The organism is Pseudomonas sp. p99-361, from assembly GCF_003935475.1.
GTDB classification, from domain to species: Bacteria; Pseudomonadota; Gammaproteobacteria; order Pseudomonadales; family Pseudomonadaceae; genus Aquipseudomonas; species Aquipseudomonas juntendi.
On sequence record NZ_RHQO01000001.1, the window covers coordinates 241422 to 259897 of the forward strand.

At 63.4% G+C, this 18476-nt stretch carries 17 protein-coding genes and 1 pseudogene; 9 read left to right on the forward strand and 9 right to left on the reverse strand.

The annotated features are described in order from the left end of the window. Window positions 1–228 precede the first annotated feature (228 nt). Entirely contained in the window at window positions 229–528 is a 300-nt protein-coding gene (locus EGJ22_RS01150; protein ID WP_009686303.1) for a PilZ domain-containing protein, read from the forward strand. Between the two features lie 60 nt (window positions 529–588). Here EGJ22_RS01150 and EGJ22_RS01155 read toward each other — a convergent pair whose 3' ends face one another. After that, complete coding sequence (locus tag EGJ22_RS01155) at window positions 589–1296, reverse strand: VacJ family lipoprotein (protein WP_009686302.1); 708 nt, start codon at window positions 1294–1296, stop codon at window positions 589–591. A 198-nt stretch (window positions 1297–1494) separates the two neighbouring features. Here EGJ22_RS01155 and EGJ22_RS01160 point away from each other — a divergent pair, with 198 nt between their 5' ends. Both EGJ22_RS01160 and EGJ22_RS01165 read left to right on the forward strand, forming a co-directional pair. Then, entirely contained in the window at window positions 1495–2058 is a 564-nt protein-coding gene (locus EGJ22_RS01160) for a hypothetical protein (RefSeq protein WP_029885858.1), read from the forward strand. A 122-nt stretch (window positions 2059–2180) separates the two neighbouring features. Continuing rightward, window positions 2181–2444: a DUF4404 family protein gene (locus EGJ22_RS01165; RefSeq protein WP_009686300.1), complete on the forward strand. Its 264-nt coding sequence runs from the start codon at window positions 2181–2183 to the stop codon at window positions 2442–2444. 43 nt (window positions 2445–2487) lie between these two features. Here the strand turns inward: EGJ22_RS01165 and queF are convergent, their stop codons facing one another. Further along, entirely contained in the window at window positions 2488–3318 is an 831-nt protein-coding gene (gene queF, locus EGJ22_RS01170) for an NADPH-dependent 7-cyano-7-deazaguanine reductase QueF (RefSeq protein WP_029885857.1), read from the reverse strand. A gap of 68 nt (window positions 3319–3386) precedes the next feature. Further along, window positions 3387–3932, reverse strand: a complete 546-nt coding sequence (locus EGJ22_RS01175; protein ID WP_064314344.1) for a plastocyanin/azurin family copper-binding protein — start codon at window positions 3930–3932, stop codon at window positions 3387–3389. A 199-nt stretch (window positions 3933–4131) separates the two neighbouring features. Here EGJ22_RS01175 and cinR point away from each other — a divergent pair, with 199 nt between their 5' ends. Further along, the gene (cinR, locus tag EGJ22_RS01180; protein WP_009686297.1) at window positions 4132–4812 is read left to right on the forward strand and encodes a two-component system response regulator CinR; all 681 of its coding nucleotides are present in this window, start codon (window positions 4132–4134) and stop codon (window positions 4810–4812) included. After that, entirely contained in the window at window positions 4809–6161 is a 1353-nt protein-coding gene (locus EGJ22_RS01185) for a heavy metal sensor histidine kinase (RefSeq protein WP_033691081.1), read from the forward strand. The genes cinR and EGJ22_RS01185 overlap by 4 nt, the downstream gene beginning before the upstream one ends. Before the next feature lie 44 nt (window positions 6162–6205). On the opposite strand, the gene EGJ22_RS01190 is transcribed toward EGJ22_RS01185, so the two are convergent. From EGJ22_RS01190 to EGJ22_RS01200, 3 genes are all read right to left on the reverse strand, one after another. After that, window positions 6206–7447: a lipoprotein-releasing ABC transporter permease subunit gene (locus EGJ22_RS01190; RefSeq protein ID WP_009686295.1), complete on the reverse strand. Its 1242-nt coding sequence runs from the start codon at window positions 7445–7447 to the stop codon at window positions 6206–6208. Window positions 7448–7508: 61 nt separating this feature from the next. Further along, on the reverse strand, window positions 7509–8192 hold the full coding sequence (lolD, locus tag EGJ22_RS01195) for a lipoprotein-releasing ABC transporter ATP-binding protein LolD (protein WP_172828393.1): 684 nt from the start codon (window positions 8190–8192) through the stop codon (window positions 7509–7511). Window positions 8193–8199: 7 nt separating this feature from the next. Beyond that, the gene (locus EGJ22_RS01200) at window positions 8200–9450 is read right to left on the reverse strand and encodes a lipoprotein-releasing ABC transporter permease subunit (RefSeq protein WP_029887020.1); all 1251 of its coding nucleotides are present in this window, start codon (window positions 9448–9450) and stop codon (window positions 8200–8202) included. Window positions 9451–9543: 93 nt separating this feature from the next. On the opposite strand from EGJ22_RS01200, the gene EGJ22_RS01205 reads away from it, so the two are divergent. Continuing rightward, the gene (locus tag EGJ22_RS01205; RefSeq protein WP_029887019.1) at window positions 9544–10128 is read left to right on the forward strand and encodes a PilZ domain-containing protein; all 585 of its coding nucleotides are present in this window, start codon (window positions 9544–9546) and stop codon (window positions 10126–10128) included. 30 nt (window positions 10129–10158) lie between these two features. After that, window positions 10159–10881: a glycerophosphodiester phosphodiesterase gene (locus EGJ22_RS01210; RefSeq protein ID WP_009686291.1), complete on the forward strand. Its 723-nt coding sequence runs from the start codon at window positions 10159–10161 to the stop codon at window positions 10879–10881. 42 nt (window positions 10882–10923) lie between these two features. Here EGJ22_RS01210 and sthA read toward each other — a convergent pair whose 3' ends face one another. The 3 genes and pseudogenes from sthA to EGJ22_RS01225 all read right to left on the reverse strand — a co-directional run bounded on the left by sthA (window position 10924) and on the right by EGJ22_RS01225 (window position 14275). Further along, a complete protein-coding gene (sthA, locus tag EGJ22_RS01215; protein WP_009686290.1) occupies window positions 10924–12318 on the reverse strand; it encodes a Si-specific NAD(P)(+) transhydrogenase in 1395 nt (464 codons plus the stop codon). A 203-nt stretch (window positions 12319–12521) separates the two neighbouring features. Beyond that, a pseudogene (locus EGJ22_RS26360) lies at window positions 12522–12735 on the reverse strand (FAD:protein FMN transferase); the annotation flags it as partial. A gap of 76 nt (window positions 12736–12811) precedes the next feature. After that, complete coding sequence (locus tag EGJ22_RS01225; RefSeq protein WP_009686289.1) at window positions 12812–14275, reverse strand: glyceraldehyde-3-phosphate dehydrogenase; 1464 nt, start codon at window positions 14273–14275, stop codon at window positions 12812–12814. Between the two features lie 167 nt (window positions 14276–14442). On the opposite strand from EGJ22_RS01225, the gene mfd reads away from it, so the two are divergent. Further along, window positions 14443–17892, forward strand: a complete 3450-nt coding sequence (mfd, locus tag EGJ22_RS01230; protein WP_009686288.1) for a transcription-repair coupling factor — start codon at window positions 14443–14445, stop codon at window positions 17890–17892. 9 nt (window positions 17893–17901) lie between these two features. Continuing rightward, window positions 17902–18474 (forward strand): CsiV family protein, encoded by a 573-nt coding sequence (locus tag EGJ22_RS01235; RefSeq protein ID WP_029887018.1) that lies wholly within the window; start codon window positions 17902–17904, stop codon window positions 18472–18474. Window positions 18475–18476: the final 2 nt, after the last annotated feature.

The following is an 18476-nucleotide window of genomic DNA, read 5'->3' on the forward strand; positions in this document are numbered from 1 at the left end:
GGCCAGCTACGGGAATTCTTTGTGGTCATACTCTACTTGAGTTGTAGGACAAGAACACCTGCCCGGCAACTGTCGGCAACTGTGAGAGCAACCTTGTAAGGCGCAGACGGTACTCCCATCCGCCAGGGGTTTCAAGCATGCGTGGGTCGACCTCATCGCTCTTTACAGGGCAAATCGCCGGGAGTTATAAGAAAGTCGACCAGCGCAACCCGATGGGAAGGATGCAGCATGCCCCACACGCCCTCCAGCCACAGCGAGAAACGCGATTTCATACGCATGCGCATCGACGCCGAAGTCAGCTTGTTGCACGAAGGCCAGGTCATCGCGGCGCGCTGCCTGGACCTGTCCAGCGGCGGCATGCAGGTGCAGGCGCCAGAGCATTTTCAGGTAGGTCAGCAGCTCGAAGTGCGGATCGACTCCGACCACCCGGCCTTGAAGGGGCTGCACGCCAGCACCGAGGTGGTGTGGATCGCCGACCAACCAGGCGGGCAGCAGAAGTTCGGCTTGAGGATACTGGCAATGCATTGAAGCGGCGCCCGAAGCCGGCAGGGGCGGCGTAGCCCGGGCGCCCCTGCACAGCATGAACGGTCAGAAGTCGTCTTCGACTTCACCATCCTTGACCTTGAACTCGCGGTTCTGCAAGTAGGCATTACGAATGAAGATGTACTTGTCGCCTTGGATCAGCTTCTCGGCCGACAACAGGCTGGCGCGGGTGTCGATCACGTCCAGGGCGAAGATCGAGTTGCGGGTCGGCACGTGGTCTATGTAACGGTAAGGCCTGGTATAGGTATCCGGGTACCTGGCCACGCCATCACGCACGGTGCTCGGGCCTAGCAGCGGGATGACCACGTACGGGCCACTCGGCACGCCCCAGTAGCCCAGGGTTTGGCCGAAGTCTTCGTCGCTGCGCTGCAGGCCCATCTTGGTGCCCACATCGAAGAACCCACCCAGGCCAAAGGTGGTGTTGACGATCAGCCGCGCAGTGTCCACGCCGGCTGCATGGGGCTTGAGCTGAAGGATATTGTTGGCCAGATTGGTCACATCGCCCAGGTTACGGAAGATGTTGTGGATACCGTCTTCGAGAAACTGCGGGGTAACGGCCTCATAGCCCTTGGCCAATGGCTTGAGGGCATAGGTGTCGACCGTATCGTTGAAACGGAAGATCGGGCGATTGACCGCCTCCCAGGGATCTTCCTCGGTGGCCGCCTGGGTGGCGGCCACGGGCGCCAGCAGCATGCCGGCACAGACACAGGCCTGGGTGACTCGATCGATCACACTGGCACCGATCCTACGCATAGATGTCTCTCCATCGGGTTTCTCGACCGCCAGCGCACGGGTCGCGTGGCGTTAAGGCGGCAGTATAGAGGCTTACGGGCTGTTAGACAGCTTTACACATTTTTGCTCAATATTTTGTGAACAACTGTTGCACCAGCCCCGCTGTCACAGGGCGGTAACAATCAGCCAATAGCCTGCGGCGTATTTGGGGACGCCGCCATGCACGCTACACCCGCCCTCACCGCTGTGCTGTTCGGCCTGCGCGGTTGCCTGGTACAGAGTGCCAACGGCGCACCCGCACCGGCCCCCGGCGCGCTGGCCATCCTCGCCAACCTGCATCAGCGCCACGTCCCCTGTATCTGGCTGGATGAGATCGCCGACCCGCCGAGCCAGCGCATGGCCCAGGTGCTGCCTGACTGGCTACCGGGGCTTACGGTGACCGACCCGGGCTTGCCAGCACCCAATGCCTGCTGGCAAGCACTGATGCAGCTGGGCAGCCAATGCCTGGCAGGCTGTGTACTGGTCAGCGGCGACCCGCGGTTGCTGCAGGCGGGGCTCAACGCCGGGCTGTGGACGATCGGCCTGGCTGCCTGCAGCCCACTGTGCGAACCCGGTTCCGCCCAATGGCAAGCGCTACCCCCTGCGGAGCAGGACCTGGCGCGCGGCAAGGCGACCCTGGCGTTGTTCAGCCTGGGCGTGCATTCGGTGATCGACCACCTGGAAGCGCTGGATACCTGCCTGCAGGACATCGCGCGGCGCCGTGCCAAAGGTGAAAAACCCTGATACAGCCATGTTGACGCGGATCATGCAAAGCGCCGGCAGGTGGATTACGCTGAAAGCAGGCCAGAACCTTTGCCGCTTCGCTGAGGTCCATGGCTAGCCAAGCCATTGATGGAGAAAAGCCAATGCCTGCCCGCGAATTGCAAGAGCGCCTGAACACCTTGCGCGAGCAACTGGACCGTAACGTACCGCTTTCGGAAGAAGAGCTGGCCGCACTGCACGAAGAAGCGCGCCAGATCGAGGCACAGCTGAAACTGGAGGAAGCCACCCCGGACAACAACCTGGTGGATGGCGTGAACCTGGCGATCGAGCGCTTCGAGGCCGAACACCCCGACCTTACCGCCACCCTGCGCAGCATTGCCAACTCGTTGCACAGCATGGGGATCTGACACCACGAAGGGGTGCATTGCACCCCTTCTGCGTTACCAGCCCTTACTGGCGAACCAGCCGCTGGTTACCCGGGCTGATAGCACCGGTGCTGCGGTACGGGTTGATATCCAGCCCCCCGCGGCGCACATACCGTGCATACACGGTCAGGTGCTCCGGCTGCAGCAAGTGCTTCAAGTCCAGGTAGATGCGCTCCACACACTGCTCGTGGAAGTCGGCATGCTGGCGGAAGCTGATCAGGTAGGTCAGCAAGCTGGCGTGGTCCAGCGCCCTGCCCTTGTACTCGACGACCACGCTACCCCAATCCGGCTGCCCGGTAACCGGGCAGTTGGACTTCAACAAGTGGCTGTGTACGGTTTCTTCAACCACCCGCTCAGGGCTGCAGCGCAACAGCTCTGGCTGCGGCTGTACGTAGTTGCTGATGGCAACGTCCAACGCATCGATGCACAGACCGGGCAACGCCACCACCCCCTGGGCCTCGACCTCTGCCAACGTGCGCACCTTCACCCCAACCGGCTTGCCCGCTGCTGCCGACAGGTCCTTCGCCAAGCATGCCTGCAGCTCGTCGAGGGTGGCGAAGACTGTCTGGTTCAGCGAGTTGAGGTACAGCTTGAACGACTTGGACTCGATGATGTTGGGCGAATCGGCCGGAATGGCGAACTCACCAATCGCCACCACGGGCTTGCCAGAAGGCAGCAGCCAGCTCAGCTCAAAGCAGTTCCAGTAATCCACACCGTGCCACGGCAAGGTCTGGGCGGTAACACCCAGCTCGGCCCACTTGGCCGTACGCGGGATCGGGAACAGTTGCTCCGGGGAGTAGGTAGCGACGTATTCGCTGGCTTTGCCCAGCGGGGAGTGTTCGGCAGCGGGATGCATGTAAACTGACCTGGAGGTTCGGAATTGCCCCTAGTCTACCGGTTTTGCACCCCGCCTTGCAGGCCCCGTCACTCGATGGTCAGTGCCCCGACCATACCGGCCTGGTAGTGCCCCGGCACATTACAGGCGAACTCGATAGGCGCCGACTTGCGGAAGGTCCAGGTCAGTTCGGCGCGCTGGCCAGGCATCACCAGCACCGTGTTGCCGCCGCCGTGCGCGTGCCCACCGCCGTGATCGTTCATCTGTTCATGGCCCATCATTTGCCCAGGGTCCATCGCCTGACCATGGTCCATGCCCTGGTGGTTCAAGCCCTCATTGAACAGCTTGCCTTGCATGGCAAGCATTTCCTTCTGGTGTTCGGCGTGCATGGCCTTGTCGCCCAAGTTGAATTCGTGTGGCAGCTTGCCTTCATTCACGAGCACGAAACGTACGGTTTCGCCAGCTTTTACCTGCAGGCTCTTGGGCTCGAAGGCGATGTCCTTGAGTACCACCTCTACAGTGCGGGTGGCCTTGGCCGCCGGGGCTGGCTCGCCGAAGGCAAAGGTGCCGGCCTGGCCGGCTGGGGCCGGCAGGCTGGCCATGGCAAGGGTGGCGGCGAGGAACAGGCGTTTCATGATGACTCCGGGAATACACGACAGGGTGCAGCCACATTAGTCACCGGTGACTGGCAACTGGCTGACAGCAAGATTACAACTTTGTCAGGTTGGGCATGCAGACACACCGTCACGTATCATTTCAGCCGCCCCAGCGGCTTACGCACGGGGCGCGCCGTCTCCACCATCACCGCAAGCCAGCTGAAACCTTGGTGCCTCTATGAAACTGCTGATCGTCGAAGACCAGGCCCGTACCGGCCAGTACTTGCGCCAGGGCCTGAACGAGGCCGGCTTCGCCACCGAACTGGCCAGCGATGGGGAGACCGGCCAGTTCCTGGCCCTGAGCGGCGACCACGACCTGCTGATCCTGGATGTGATGCTGCCCGGTCGCGACGGTTGGCAGATCCTGCAGGCCGTGCGCCAGGCCGGTCGGGATACGCCTGTGCTGTTCCTGACCGCGCGCGATGCCGTCGAGGACCGGGTACATGGCCTGGAGCTGGGCGCAGACGATTACCTGGTCAAACCGTTCGCCTTTTCCGAACTGCTGGCGCGGGTGCGCAGCCTGCTGCGCCGTGGCGCCAGCCCGAGCCAGGACACCACCCTGAGCCTGGCCGACCTGCGCCTGGACCTGATCCGCCGCCGCGCCGAACGCGCAGGCAGTCGTATCGACCTGACCGCCAAGGAATTTTCCCTGCTGGAACTGTTGCTGCGCCGGCAGGGCGAGGTGCTGCCGAAGTCGCTGATTGCCTCACAGGTGTGGGACATGAACTTCGACAGCGACACCAATGTGATCGAAGTGGCAATCCGCCGCCTGCGCCTGAAAATCGACGACCCGCACCCCAACAAGTTGATCCACACCGTGCGCGGCATGGGCTATGTACTCGAAGAGCGGCCAGCGTGATGCGCCGGGTATCCCTCGGTAGCCGCCTGGCGCTGCTGTTCGCCGCGTGCACCGCCGCTGTTTCGCTGGGCGCCGGCCTGTTGTTCAACCGGGCCAGTGAGCAGCATTTCATCGAACTGGATCAACAACTACTCGCCTCACGGCTGTCGCTGCTGCGCACGCAACTGGACGGCATCACTACCGCCGAAGCGCTGAAGGCGCGCCTGCCCGCCCTGCGCGAAGCGCTGAGCCATCAAGCCAACCTGGCCTTGCGCATCAGCGGCGCCGACGGCACGCCCTGGTTCGCCAGCCGCAGCGGCCTGCCGCCGGCAGTGCTGCCGACCGGGCTGGGCACCCAGCATGCCCAAGGGGCGGACTTCCGCAGCCTGACCGCGCCCTTGGCGCCGGGCAGCAACGCATCGCCACAACTGGCGTTGTACCTTGATATCACGCACCACCAGCATTTCCTGCAAGGCATGCAGCGCCTGATCTGGCTGACCGTCGGCCTGTCGGCGCTGGCCACCGCGCTGCTGGGCGCCTGGGCGGCCCGCAGCGGTCTGCGGCCTTTGCGGCAAATGGGCCAGGTGGCCGCTGGGGTGTCGGCTCGCTCGCTCACCACCCGCCTGCCAGTGGCCCAGATGCCCGTAGAACTGGCCGAGCTGGCCAGCACCATGAACGCCATGCTGCAGCGCCTGGACGATGCGTTCCAGCGCCTGTCGGCGTTCTCCGCCGACATCGCCCACGAGCTTCGCACACCGCTGTCCAACCTGCTGACCCACACCCAGGTCACCCTCACCCGCCCGCGCAGCCTGGAAGAATACCGCGAGGCCCTGCATGGCAACCTGGAGGAGCTGCAATGGATGGCGCAGATGATCAATGACATGCTGTTCCTCGCCAAGGCCGACCATGGGCTGCTGGTGCCTGGGCAAGCGCCACTGGCACTGCATGAGGAAGTGGATGCGCTGCTGGAATACTACGCACCGCTGGCCGAAGACGGCGACGTGCAGATGCTGCGCGAAGGTGAGGCCATGCTGCACGGCGACCGGCACATGCTGCGCCGGGCCCTGTCCAACCTGCTGGATAACGCCCTGCGCTTTACCCCGGCAGGCGGGCAGATACGGGTGGCCCTGGCAGCGGGGCCCAGCATAAGCGTGGCCAATACCGGCGCGGCCATCGAGCCCGCGGCCCTGCCACGGCTGTTCGACCGCTTCTACCGGGTAGACCCGGCACGGCGTGAAGGCAGTAGCGAGCATGCCGGCCTGGGGCTGGCGATTACCCGGTCGATCGTGCAGGCCCATGGCGGCTGCATTCGCGCGGAGTGCGCGCAGGGGTGGACGCGCTTCGTGATCGAATTCACTGAAGGCCGGTGAAACAGGCTGCCTTGCAGCCCGCTGCGCAAGCCTTCAGCTGTGGCTCAAACCGCCAAGCCAATGGCCGGCTGCACCTGCGAAGCCCGGTAAGCCGGGTAGATGGTCGCCAGGAAGCTCATCACCAGGCCGGCGGTGCAGATCATCAGCACATCGCTCCCCTCCAGTTGCGACGGCAAACTGCTGACGAAGTACACATCCGAGGTGAAGATGTGCTGCCCGCTCACCCGCTCCAGCCAGCCGACGATCTGGCTGACGTTCAGCGCGGCAATCACGCCTAGCACCCCGCCAATCAGGGTGCCGACAATACCGATCAGGCTGCCCTGGACCATGAACGTACCCATGATCTGCGCTGGCGTGGCGCCCAGGGTGCGCAAAATGGCGATGTCCGGGCCTTTGTCGTTCACCACCATCACCAGGGTGGCGATGATGTTGAACGCCGCCACTGCAATGATCATCATCAGCAACAGGCCGATCATGGTCTTTTCCATCTTCATCGCACTGAACAAGCTGCCCTGGGTGTGCGACCAGTCATCGGCACGGTAGGCATCGCCCAGCCCGGCGGCGATGGCCTTGGACACCTGCGGCGCGGCGTACAGGTCGTGCAGCTTCAGGCGCACGCCTTGCACCTGGCCCGGCGCCCAGCGCTGCATCTGGCCAGCATCGGCCATATGGATATAGGCCTGCGAGCCATCCAGTTCGGCGCCGACCTTGAAGATGCCGACCACGGTCAGGCGCTGCATGCGCGGGGTGATACCACCCGGCTCCTTGCTGATTTCCGGCACGATCAAGGTCAGCTTGTCGCCGGTATTCAGGCGGAAACGGCGGGCCGTGAGCTCACCGATGACCACGCCGAACTCACCGGGCTGCAGGTCCTGCAAGCGGCCCTGGACGATGTGCTGGCCGACGATGGAGACCTTGCTCTCCTCGGCCGGGTCGATACCGCTCACCTGGATCGGCTGCATCGCGCCCTTGTACGAGAGCATGCCTTCCATTTCGGTAATGGGCGCGGCGGCCATCACTGCCGGGTTCTGCAGCGCCGCATCGGCAACCTTGTGCCAGTCGTCCAGTGGCTGCACCCCGAGGATGGCGGCATGCGGCACCAGGCCCAGGATGCGCGAGCTCATTTCGCGCTGGAAGCCGTTCATCACCGACAGCACCACGATCATCGCCAGCACGCCCAGCGACAGGCCGATCATCGAGGTCATCGAGATGAACGAGATGAAGTGGTTGCGGCGCTTGGCTCGGGTGTAGCGCGCGCCGATGAAAATGGGCAAGGGTCTGAACATGTACAAAATCACCCAATGAAAACAGGAAAACGGGGCAACGCCTGTTACCCCGTACAGTCGCTCAGATCGCCACCAGGTGGCCGTCGTCGAGCTTCAATACACGGTCCATCTGGCGCGCCAGGCTGAGATCGTGCGTTACCACCAGGAACGCTGTGCGCGAAGCACTGGACAGCTCCTGCATCAACTCCTGAATGCCCTGGGCAGTATGGTGGTCGAGGTTGCCGGTAGGCTCGTCGAGCATCACCAGGCCAGGGCGGTTGACCAGGGCCCGGGCAATGGCCACACGCTGGCGCTCGCCACCCGACAGCTCGGCCGGCTTGTGGTTGAGGCGGTGGCCCAGGCCTACGCGCTTGAGCAGTGCTTCGGCCCGCTCACGGGCCTCGGGGATGGGCGTGCGGCCGATCAGCAAGGGCATGCACACGTTTTCGATGGCGGTGAATTCCGGCAGCAAGTGGTGAAACTGGTAGACAAAGCCCAGTTCACGGTTGCGCAGCAGGCCGCGGGCACGCTCACCCAGCGCCGACAGCTCTTCGCCCGCCAGCCAGACGCTGCCCTGGGTGGGCCGGTCAAGGCCGCCCAACAGGTTCAGCAAGGTGCTCTTGCCAGAGCCCGAGCTGCCGACAATGGCAATGCGCTCACCGGCGTGCAGCTCCAGGTTGAGGCCGGACAGCACCTGCACCGACTCCGGGCCCTCGTCGTAGGACTTGCCCAGGTTGCGGCAACTCAGAACGGCTTTATCACTCATGCGCGACTCACTCATAACGTAGCGCCTCGGCAGGCTGGGTGCGGGCCGCACGCCAGGCCGGGTACAAGGTGGCGAAGAAACTCAGGACCAGCGCCGCGCCACAGACCATGTACACGTCCTGGGCCTGGATCTGCGACGGCAGGTAATCGATGAAATACACGTCGGCATTGAGGAACTTGTGCCCGATCAGTTTCTCGATGCCGGCGATGGCGGCACTGACATTCAGTGCGGCAAGAATGCCGACCACGGCGCCGATCAGGGTACCGATCACCCCGATCACCGTGCCCTGGACCATGAAGATGAGCATGATTTGCCCGGGCGTCGCGCCGAGGGTGCGCAAGATGGCGATGTCGCCACGCTTGTCGTTGACCACCATCACCAGCGTGGAAATGATGTTGAACGCGGCCACCGCCACGATCAGCAGCAACAGCAGGCCGATCATGGCTTTTTCCATGCGGATCGCCTGGTACAGGTTACCGTGGGTACGGGTCCAGTCGCGGCTGTAGAACGCCTGGTCACCCAACTGCTGGGCGATGCTCCAGGCTACCCGCGGCGCCTGGAGCAGGTCGTCGAATTTCAGGCGCAGGCCCTGTACCTGGTCGGGCTTCCAGCGGTGCAGGCGCGACAGGTCGCTGATGTTGGTCAGGCCCAGGTAGCCGTCGATCTCGCCCGCGCCAACGTGGAAGGTGCCGACCACGGTGAAGCGCTTCATGCGCGGGAACATGCCGGCCGGGGTCACGCTGACCTCGGGGGCGACGAAGGTGAGCTTGTCGCCGATGGCCACACCCAGCTTGGCCGCCGCCTTGTCACCGATCATGATCCCCCACTCGCCCGGCGCCAACTGGTCCAGGTGCCCCTGCAAGACAAAGTTGTCGATGATCGACACCTCGCGCTCGCGGGCCGGGTCGATGCCATTGAGCAGCACTTTCTGCACCTTGCCATCGTGGGTCAGCAGGCCTTGCATCTGGGTGAACGGCGCAACCGCCACCACCTGCGGATTCTGCTTTACTTGTTGGGCAAGGGCCTGCCAATCGGCAATGGGTTGGCCGCTCTCCAGCGTGGCATGCGGGATCATGCCCAGCACGCGGGTACGCATCTCGTGGTCGAAACCGTTCATCACCGACAGCACCACGATCATCACCACCACGCCCAGGGCGAGGCCGATCATCGAGGTCAGGGAAATGAACGAGACGAAGTGATTGCGACGTTTGGCACGGGTATAACGCGTACCGATAAATGCGAAAAGAGGTCTGAACATGTCGGGGCTTGTTCGGATGAAAGGGAACGTCCTTGTGGCGAGGCGCCTACGGCGGCTTTACACTCGGACCACCGCCGCTACCTTGGGTTCGCCATGACGACATTAGACGAAGAAGATCGCCGCGAATACTACCGCATCGACGATCGGATCGCACTTCAAATAAGCCCCCTAAGCGCGGCCGAAGCCCTTGACCCAGATGTATTGCAAGATGATTCCCCACTGTTCAACCTGCTCAGCGAGCTGCACCTGTCGGACTTCGAGGCGCAGCACCTGCTGCGCCAGCTGAGCGACAAGGACCGCACCCTGGCCGCCTTCCTGCGCGCGCAGAACAAACGCCTCGACCTGCTCAGCGCAGTGGTTGCCCAGACCCTGCTCGGCGAAGTCGGGCAACCCCAGCCAGTGGTCATTTCCGAAGGCGGTATCGAATTCACCCAGCACAACCCGCTTGCCCCAGGCACCCGGGTCAAGGTGAAAATGGTGCTGATGCCACGTGCCCACGGCCTGCTGCTGCGCGGTAAAGTCACCCACTGCGACCAGCGCACCGGGGGCGGTTACGACGTCGGCACCGAGTTCATCGACATGACCGACGCCCAACGGCAACTGCTGGCCCGTTACATCCTGCAGCGCCAACAGCAGCAACGGCGCCAGCAACTGGAACAGAACAGCCCTGCATCCTGAACCTGTTTTCTCTGATCTGAAGGAACGAACGTGACCCTGATCTACGGCCATCGCGGCGCCAAGGGCGAAGCACCCGAAAATACCCTGACCAGCTTCCAGCAGTGCCTGGCACATGGCGTGACCCGCTGCGAACTGGACCTGCACCTGTCAGCCGACAACCAGCTGATGGTGATCCACGACGCCACCCTCAAGCGCACCACCGGCCGGCGCGGCAAGGTGGTCGAACACCCGGCCGCCGACCTGGTCAAGGTCGATGCCCGCAAGGGTGGGCCAGGCCACGTGCAGCCCTGCCCGATTCCCACGCTGGAAGAGCTGTTCCAGAAATGCCCGTTCGAGCACTGGCAACTGGAGGTGAAAAGCGCCTCGCGCACGCGCGCTGCCACCACCGTTCTGGCCATCCGCGAGCTGGCCCAGCAGTACAACTTGCTGGACAAGGTCACCATCACCTCCAGCTCGCGCGAAGTACTGGGTGCAGCCCAGGAGCTGGTGCCAGATGTGAAGCGTGGGCTGGTGGCGGAGTACGCGTGGCTCGACCCGTTGAAGGTCGCCCAGAACTACGGCTGCGACTTGCTGGCCCTGAACTGGACGCTATGCACCCCCGAACGCCTGCTCAAAGCACAGGCCCAGGGTTTGCACGTGTCGGTGTGGACGGTCAACGAGCCGGCACTGATGCGCCGGCTGGCTGACTTTGGCGTGGACAGCCTGATTACAGACTTTCCCGGTTTGGCCAAGACCACCCTCGGGCAGGGTTGAAATCGGTCTCTCCGACCGGCTCAGGCCACCGGTCGGAGCCGCTCAAAAAAGCCGGTTCAGGCCGTCGTAGGCAGCTACCCGGTAGGCTTCGGCCATGGTCGGGTAGTTGAACGTAGTGTTGACGAAATACTTCAGGTTGTTCTGCTCACCTGGCTGGTTCATGATCGCCTGGCCGATGTGGACAATCTCCGAGGCCTGGTAGCCGAAGCAGTGAACACCCAGGATTTCCAGGGTTTCGCGGTGGAACAGGATCTTCAGCATGCCTTGCGGCTCGCCGGCAATCTGCGCCCGCGCCATGCTCTTGAAGAACGCCTTGCCCACTTCGTACGGCACCTTGGCCTGGGTCAGCTCCTGCTCGTTCTTGCCGATCGAGCTGATTTCCGGAATGGTATAGATGCCGGTCGGCACGTCATTGACGAAACGCCAGCTGCCGTTGTCCACGATGCTGCCAGCGGCCGAGCGGCCCTGGTCATGGGCGGCACTGGCCAGGCTTGGCCAGCCGATCACGTCACCGGCGCCGTAGATGTTCGGCACGCTGGTACGGTACGCCTCGTCGACCTCGATCTGGCCCCGGCTGTTGACCTTGATGCCAATGTTCTCCAGGCCCAGCTTGTCGGTGTTGCCGGTACGGCCGTTGCACCACAGCAAGGCGTCGGCCTTGATCTTCTTGCCCGACTTCAGGTGCAGGATCACACCGTTGTCCAGGCCTTCGACGCGCTCATAATCTTCGTTGTGGCGCACGGTGATGTTGTTGTTGCTGAAGTGGTAGCTCAGCGCCTGGGAAATTTCCGAGTCGAGGAAGCTCAGCAACTGGCCGCGGTTGTCCACCAGCTCTACCAGCACACCCAGGCCACTGAAGATCGAAGCGTATTCGCAACCGATAACGCCGGCGCCGTAAACGATCAGCTTGCGCGGGGTGTGGCTGAGGCTGAGGATGGTATCGCTGTCGTAGACGCGCGGGTGGTGGAAGTCGATGTCGGCCGGGCGGTAGGGGCGTGAACCGGTCGCGATGATGATGTGCTTGGCATTGAGCTTTTCCACCACGCCGTTCGAGCACACCACTTCCACGGTCTGCTCGTCGGCAAAACTGCCGGTACCGACGAACACGTCAACCCGGTTGCGGGCGTAGTAGCCCGTGCGCGAAGCCACTTGCTTGGCGATGACCTTCTCGGCGCTTTTCAGCACGTCCGGGAACGAAAACCAACGCGGCTCGCCAATGGCACGGAACATGGGGTTGGTGTTGAACTGCATGATCTGCCGCACCGAGTGACGCAGTGCCTTGGACGGGATGGTGCCCAGGTGGGTGCAGTTACCACCGACCTGGCGACGGTCATCGACCATCGCAACCTTGCGCCCTGCTTTGGCGGCATTCATTGCCGCGCCTTCACCGGCCGGGCCGGAACCCAGCACCACTACGTCGTAGTTGTAGACAGCCATGCGTACTCCTTCAGAACTGGCCCGCAAGCCACGGTCGCTCGCGGGACGCGATCATGCCGCCGGGGCGCCATGAGAAAATTCGGGTGCAGTCTAATCAAGCGTGAACGCCGCGCACATTAACCCTTGGTCGCGTCGTAGGCCAATTTCGCCCGCACTACATATGCTTTACCGATCCCTGGCGGCAATCATCCCTGCTTGCGCTTTCACTCGCCTTTCACCGCCTGCGCAAACGCGGGCGTAGCTCGGGAGACGCAGCCACCCCCGGCCCGAGTCACCCGAACGGCGGCACGGGCATGCGCACCTGGCTCCGGACACGGGCATCGATAGGGGGTGCCAATAGCGCCGGCCATTGTCCTCGAAATAGTGCCGCTCGTCATCCGAGCCCAAGTGATTTACCGGGCGTACGCACCTGCAAAGGCCGCAGCAACATGAAAAGCAGGCAAAAAAAACGGGAACCCGAAGGTTCCCGTTTCTTCATTGCCTTACCCGCGAATCAGCGTGGGAACGCAGGCGGGTTCACACCGGCCATGTCTTCCATCACGCGAACCACCTGGCAGCTGTAACCGAATTCGTTGTCGTACCACACGTACAGAACAACACGGTTGTCATTGGCGATGGTCGCTTCAGCGTCCACCACACCGGCGTGGCGCGAGCCAACGAAGTCAGTCGAAACCACTTCCTGCGAGGCAACGTAGTCGATCTGCTTGTGCAGCTCCGAGTGCATTGCGGTCTGGCGCAGGTACTCGTTGATTTCGTCGCGAGTAGTGGCCTTTTCCAGGTTCAGGTTGAGGATGGCCATCGAAACGTTCGGCGTAGGTACGCGGATGGCGTTGCCGGTCAGCTTGCCCTTGAGCACTGGCAGTGCCTTGGCAGCAGCGGTGGCGGCACCGGTTTCGGTGATGACCATGTTCAGCGGCGCGGCGCGGCCACGGCGGCTGCCCTTGTGGAAGTTGTCGATCAGGTTCTGGTCGTTGGTGAACGAGTGAACGGTTTCGACGTGGCCGTTGACGATGCCGTACTGGTCGTTGATGGCCTTGAGCACCGGCACGATGGCGTTGGTGGTGCAGGAAGCTGCCGAGATGATCTTGTCATCGGCCGTGATATCGCCGTGGTTGATGCCATGCACGATGTTCTTCAGCGCGCCTTTGCCAGGTGCGGTGAGGATCACGCGGGCAGCGCCCGGGCAGGCCAGGTGCTGGCCCAGGCCGTCGGCATCACGCCATACACCGGTGTTGTCGACGATCAGCGCGTTTTCGATACCGTACTGGGTATAGTCGACTTCGCTTGGGTTCTTGGCGTAGATAACCTGGATCAGGTTGCCGTTGGCAGTGATGGTGTTGTTGGCTTCATCGATGGTGATGGTGCCATCGAACGGGCCATGCACCGAGTCACGGCGCAGCAGGCTGGCACGCTTGACCAGGTCGTTTTCGGCGCCCTTGCGCACAACGATGGCGCGCAGGCGCAGGCCGTCGCCGCCACCGGTCTTCTCGATCAGGATGCGCGCCAGCAGGCGGCCGATGCGGCCGAAGCCGTACAGCACCACGTCAGTGCCTTTGCGCGCCGAAGCGTTCTGCTGGCCAACCACGTCGGCCAGCTCTTCACGGACGAACTGCTCGGCAGTGCGGCCATTGCCTTCCTGCTTGAACTTGTTGGCCAGCTTGCCCAGGTCGACCGAAGCGGCGCCCAGTTTCAGCTCGCTCATGGCTTTGAGCAGGGGGAATGTCTCGTGGACGGACAGTTCGGTTTCGTCGGTTTGGCGATGACGCGCAAAGCGGTGCGCCTTGAGGATCGAGATAACCGAACGGTTGATCAGGCTGCGGCCATAAATCGAGCTCACCACATTGTTGTTGCGGTAGAGCTGACCGATAAGCGGGATCATCGCTTCAGCCAGGGCTTCACGATCGATCCACTCACCAAGACACTGGTCGGGCTTCTGAGTCACGGGAACCTTCCACATGTAGGGACAGAAAAAAGGGGCTACATTATGACGCCCCAACACAGAACCGGCAATGAGCGCCTGTCGCAGTGAGCCAAGCCAGCATTCATGCCCTTTGGAGCCTGACAGCCGGCACCGTCACCGGTACAATCGGTCTCTTTGCCGCAACGCTTGGAGTGCAATCTCCCGTGTCAGTTCTGCGCCTACCGCAAATGTCGGCCACGGCCGGCAAACAAACCTGGGGCAACCTGCCCGGTGCCGCCCTCAGCCTTGCCATCGCCGAGGCCGCCAGCAGCGCTGGCCGCTTCACCCTGTTATTGACGGCCGACAGCCAGGCCGCCGACCGCCTGGAACAGGAGCTGCGTTTCTTCGCACCCGACCTGCCGGTGCTGCCGTTTCCCGATTGGGAAACCCTGCCCTACGACCTGTTCTCGCCGCACCAGGACATCATCTCCCAGCGCATCGCCAGCCTTTACCGCTTGCCTGAGCTGAGCCACGGCATCCTCGTGGTGCCGGTGACCACCGCCCTGCACCGCCTGGCACCCACGCGTTTTCTGCTGGGCAGCAGCCTGGTGCTGGACGTGGGCCAGACCCTCGACGTGGAGCAGATGCGCACGCGGCTGGAAGCCACCGGCTACCGCTGCGTCGACACGGTCTATGAGCATGGCGAGTTCGCCGTGCGCGGTGCACTGATCGACCTGTTCCCCATGGGCAGCAAGCTGCCCTACCGCATCGACCTGTTCGATGACGAGATCGAGACCCTGCGCACCTTCGATCCCGAGACCCAGCGCTCGATAGACAAGGTGGATTCCGTGCGCCTGCTGCCTGCGCGCGAATTCCCCATGCAAAAGGACGAAGTGACCCGCTTCAAGGCACGCTTTCGCGAACGCTTCGACGTCGACTTCCGCCGCAGCGCGATCTTCCAGGACCTGGCCAGCGGTATCATCCCCGCCGGTATCGAGTACTACCTGCCCTTGTTCTTCGAAGAAACCTCCACCCTGTTCGACTACCTGCCGGCGGACACCCAGGTGTTTTCGCTGCCGGGGGTGGAACAGGCCGCCGAACACTTCTGGAACGACGTGCGCGGGCGCTATGAAGACCGCCGTGGCGACCTCAGCCGGCCACTGCTGCCACCGGCCGAGCTGTTCCTGCCGGTCGAAGACTGCTTCGCCCGGCTCAAGCAGTGGCCGCGGGTGGTGGTCAGCAGCGACGACCTGGAAGCCGGCGCAGGGCGCGAGCGCTTCCCGGCGCGCGCCCTGCCCAACCTGGCGATCGAGGCCAAGGCCAACCAGCCACTGGCCGAGCTGGCCAGCTTCCTCGACCAGTTCCCCGGCCGCGTGCTGTTCACCGCTGAATCGGCGGGCCGACGCGAGGTATTGCTGGAGCTGCTCGAACGGCTGAAGCTGCGCCCGCACACCGTTGATGGCTGGCACGATTTCATCACCGGTGCCGAGCGCCTGGCCATCACCATCGCCCCACTGGACGAAGGCCTGCTGCTGGACGACCCGGCCATTGCCCTGGTCGCCGAAAGCCCGCTGTTCGGCCAGCGCGTCATGCAGCGCCGGCGCCGTGACAAACGTGGCGAAACCGCCAATGACGCGGTAATCAAGAACCTTACCGAACTGCGCGAAGGCGCACCGGTGGTGCACATTGACCACGGCGTAGGCCGCTACCTGGGCCTGGCCACGCTGGAAATCGACGGCCAGGCTGCAGAGTTCCTGACCCTGGAATATGCCGAAAACGCCAAGCTTTATGTGCCGGTCGCCAACCTGCACCTGATCGCCCGCTACACCGGCAGCGACGACGCCCTGGCACCGCTGCACCGGCTGGGTTCGGAAGCCTGGCAGAAGGCCAAGCGCAAGGCTGCCGAACAAGTCCGCGACGTGGCCGCCGAACTGCTCGACATCTACGCCCGGCGTGCCGCGCGCAAAGGCTACGCCTTCGCCGACCCGTCCGCCGACTACGCCACGTTCAGCGCCGGCTTCCCGTTCGAGGAAACCCCCGACCAGCAGGCCGCCATCGAAGCCGTGCGCGCCGACATGCTCGCGCCCAAGCCGATGGACCGCCTGGTCTGTGGCGACGTGGGCTTCGGCAAGACCGAAGTGGCCATGCGCGCGGCGTTCATTGCCGTGCACAGCGGCCGCCAGGTGGCGGTACTGGTGCCGACCACCCTGCTCGCCCAACAGCACTACAACAGCTTCCGCGACCGCTTCGCCGACTGGCCGGTGACCGTGGAGGTGATGAGCCGTTTCAAGTCCGCCAAGGAAGTCGCCGCCGCCGCCGCAGACCTGGCCGAGGGCAAGATCGACATCCTGATCGGCACCCACAAGCTGCTGCAGGACGACGTACGCTTCAAGGACCTGGGCCTGGCAATCATCGACGAAGAGCACCGTTTTGGCGTACGCCAGAAGGAGCAGCTCAAGGCCCTGCGCAGCGAAGTCGACATCCTCACCCTCACCGCCACCCCCATCCCGCGCACGCTCAACATGGCGGTGGCGGGCATGCGCGACCTGTCCATCATCGCCACGCCGCCGGCGCGCCGCCTGTCAGTGCGCACCTTCGTCATGGAGCAGAACAAGAGCACCGTCAAAGAGGCGCTGCTGCGCGAACTGCTGCGCGGCGGCCAGGTGTATTACCTGCACAACGATGTGAAAACCATCGAGAAATGCGCAGCCGACCTCGCCGAACTGGTACCCGAGGCACGCATCGGCATCGGCCATGGGCAAATGCGCGAGCGTGAACTGGAACAGGTTATGAGCGACTTCTACCACAAGCGCTTCAATGTGCTGGTGGCTTCGACCATCATCGAAACCGGTATCGACGTGCCCAGCGCCAACACCATCGTCATCGAACGCGCCGACAAGTTCGGCCTGGCCCAGCTGCACCAGCTGCGCGGCCGGGTTGGCCGCAGCCACCACCAGGCTTACGCCTACCTGCTCACGCCCACCCGGCAGAAGGTCAGCGCCGACGCCGAAAAGCGCCTGGAAGCGATCGCCAACACCCAGGACCTTGGCGCCGGCTTCGTGCTGGCGACCAACGACCTGGAAATCCGCGGTGCCGGCGAGCTGCTGGGCGAAGGCCAGAGTGGGCAGATCCAGGCCGTTGGCTTCACCCTGTACATGGAAATGCTCGAGCGCGCAGTCAAGGCCATTCGCAAGGGCACCCAGCCCAACCTGGAACAGCCACTGGGCGGCGGCCCGGAGATCAACCTGCGCCTGCCGGCGCTGATCCCCGAAGACTACCTGCCCGATGTGCATGCCAGGCTGATCCTGTACAAGCGCATTGCCTCGGCGGCCGACGAAGAGGGCCTCAAGGACCTGCAGGTCGAAATGATCGACCGCTTCGGCCTGCTACCGGAACCCACCAAGAACCTCATGCGCCTGACGTCGCTCAAGCTGCAGGCGGAAAAGCTCGGCATCAAGAAAGTCGATGCCGGCCCCAATGGCGGCAAGCTCGAGTTCGAGGCCGAAACCCCGGTAGACCCGCTGACCTTGATCAAATTGATTCAGGGCCAGCCCAAACGCTACAAGTTCGAAGGCGCGACCCAGTTCCGCTTCCTGGTGCCAATGGAGCGCCCGGACGAACGCTTCAACACCCTGGAGGCGCTGTTCGAGCGCCTGACCCCACAGCCTGCCTAAGGAAGATTCATGCGTGCCATCCGTTGCCTGACCCTGCTGCTGGCGCTGTTCGCGCCAGCCGCCTTCGCCGAAGGCCTGTATCAGGTAGAAATGATTCTGGTGCGGCAGAACAGCGTGCCCGCCTTTACCAGCCCGTTCGCACCGGAAGACTGGAGCGGCGGTGCTGCGCGCCTGCACAAAGACGCCGAGCAACGCCCGGCGCTGGAAGACGAAGCCACCCGCCTGGAGGCGACCGCAGACTACACCGTGCTGATGCACAAGGCCTGGCAGCAGCAGGTGGGTGACCAACCCAGCCGCATCGCCCTGGGCGAAGGCGCCGAGCAATTCGGCCATTTCCCTATCGAAGGCAACCTGAGCATTGCCCAAGGGCGCTTTATCGCGGTGGAGGCCAACTTCTGGGTCAACCAGCTGGATGGCAACGGCAGCGTGCTGCAAAGCGAGCAGTTCAAGCAAAGCAACAGTAACGTCAAAGGTGGGCAGCTGACCTTCCTCGACGGTGGGCACCTGGCGGTGCTGCTGAAGATCACGCCACCGGGCACGCCGAAAATGCCGGCCATGGACCCGGAGATGATGGAGCAGTAAGC

Excerpts from the sequence above, each read along its gene's own strand:
- sthA (WP_009686290.1), bottom strand. The coding sequence starts at position 12,318 with ATGGCTGTCTACAACTACGACGTAGTGGTGCTGGGTTCCGGCCCGGCC.
- EGJ22_RS01190 (WP_009686295.1), bottom strand. The coding sequence starts at position 7,447 with ATGTTCAGACCCTTGCCCATTTTCATCGGCGCGCGCTACACCCGAGCC.
- EGJ22_RS01175 (WP_064314344.1), bottom strand. The coding sequence starts at position 3,932 with ATGAAACGCCTGTTCCTCGCCGCCACCCTTGCCATGGCCAGCCTGCCG.
- EGJ22_RS01225 (WP_009686289.1), bottom strand. The coding sequence starts at position 14,275 with ATGTGGAAGGTTCCCGTGACTCAGAAGCCCGACCAGTGTCTTGGTGAG.
- EGJ22_RS01205 (WP_029887019.1), top strand. The coding sequence starts at position 9,544 with ATGACGACATTAGACGAAGAAGATCGCCGCGAATACTACCGCATCGAC.
- queF (WP_029885857.1), bottom strand. The coding sequence starts at position 3,318 with ATGCATCCCGCTGCCGAACACTCCCCGCTGGGCAAAGCCAGCGAATAC.
- lolD (WP_172828393.1), bottom strand. The coding sequence starts at position 8,192 with ATGAGTGATAAAGCCGTTCTGAGTTGCCGCAACCTGGGCAAGTCCTAC.
- EGJ22_RS01200 (WP_029887020.1), bottom strand. The coding sequence starts at position 9,450 with ATGTTCAGACCTCTTTTCGCATTTATCGGTACGCGTTATACCCGTGCC.
- EGJ22_RS01150 (WP_009686303.1), top strand. The coding sequence starts at position 229 with ATGCCCCACACGCCCTCCAGCCACAGCGAGAAACGCGATTTCATACGC.
- cinR (WP_009686297.1), top strand. The coding sequence starts at position 4,132 with ATGAAACTGCTGATCGTCGAAGACCAGGCCCGTACCGGCCAGTACTTG.
- EGJ22_RS01165 (WP_009686300.1), top strand. The coding sequence starts at position 2,181 with ATGCCTGCCCGCGAATTGCAAGAGCGCCTGAACACCTTGCGCGAGCAA.
- EGJ22_RS01160 (WP_029885858.1), top strand. The coding sequence starts at position 1,495 with ATGCACGCTACACCCGCCCTCACCGCTGTGCTGTTCGGCCTGCGCGGT.
- EGJ22_RS01235 (WP_029887018.1), top strand. The coding sequence starts at position 17,902 with ATGCGTGCCATCCGTTGCCTGACCCTGCTGCTGGCGCTGTTCGCGCCA.
- EGJ22_RS01155 (WP_009686302.1), bottom strand. The coding sequence starts at position 1,296 with ATGCGTAGGATCGGTGCCAGTGTGATCGATCGAGTCACCCAGGCCTGT.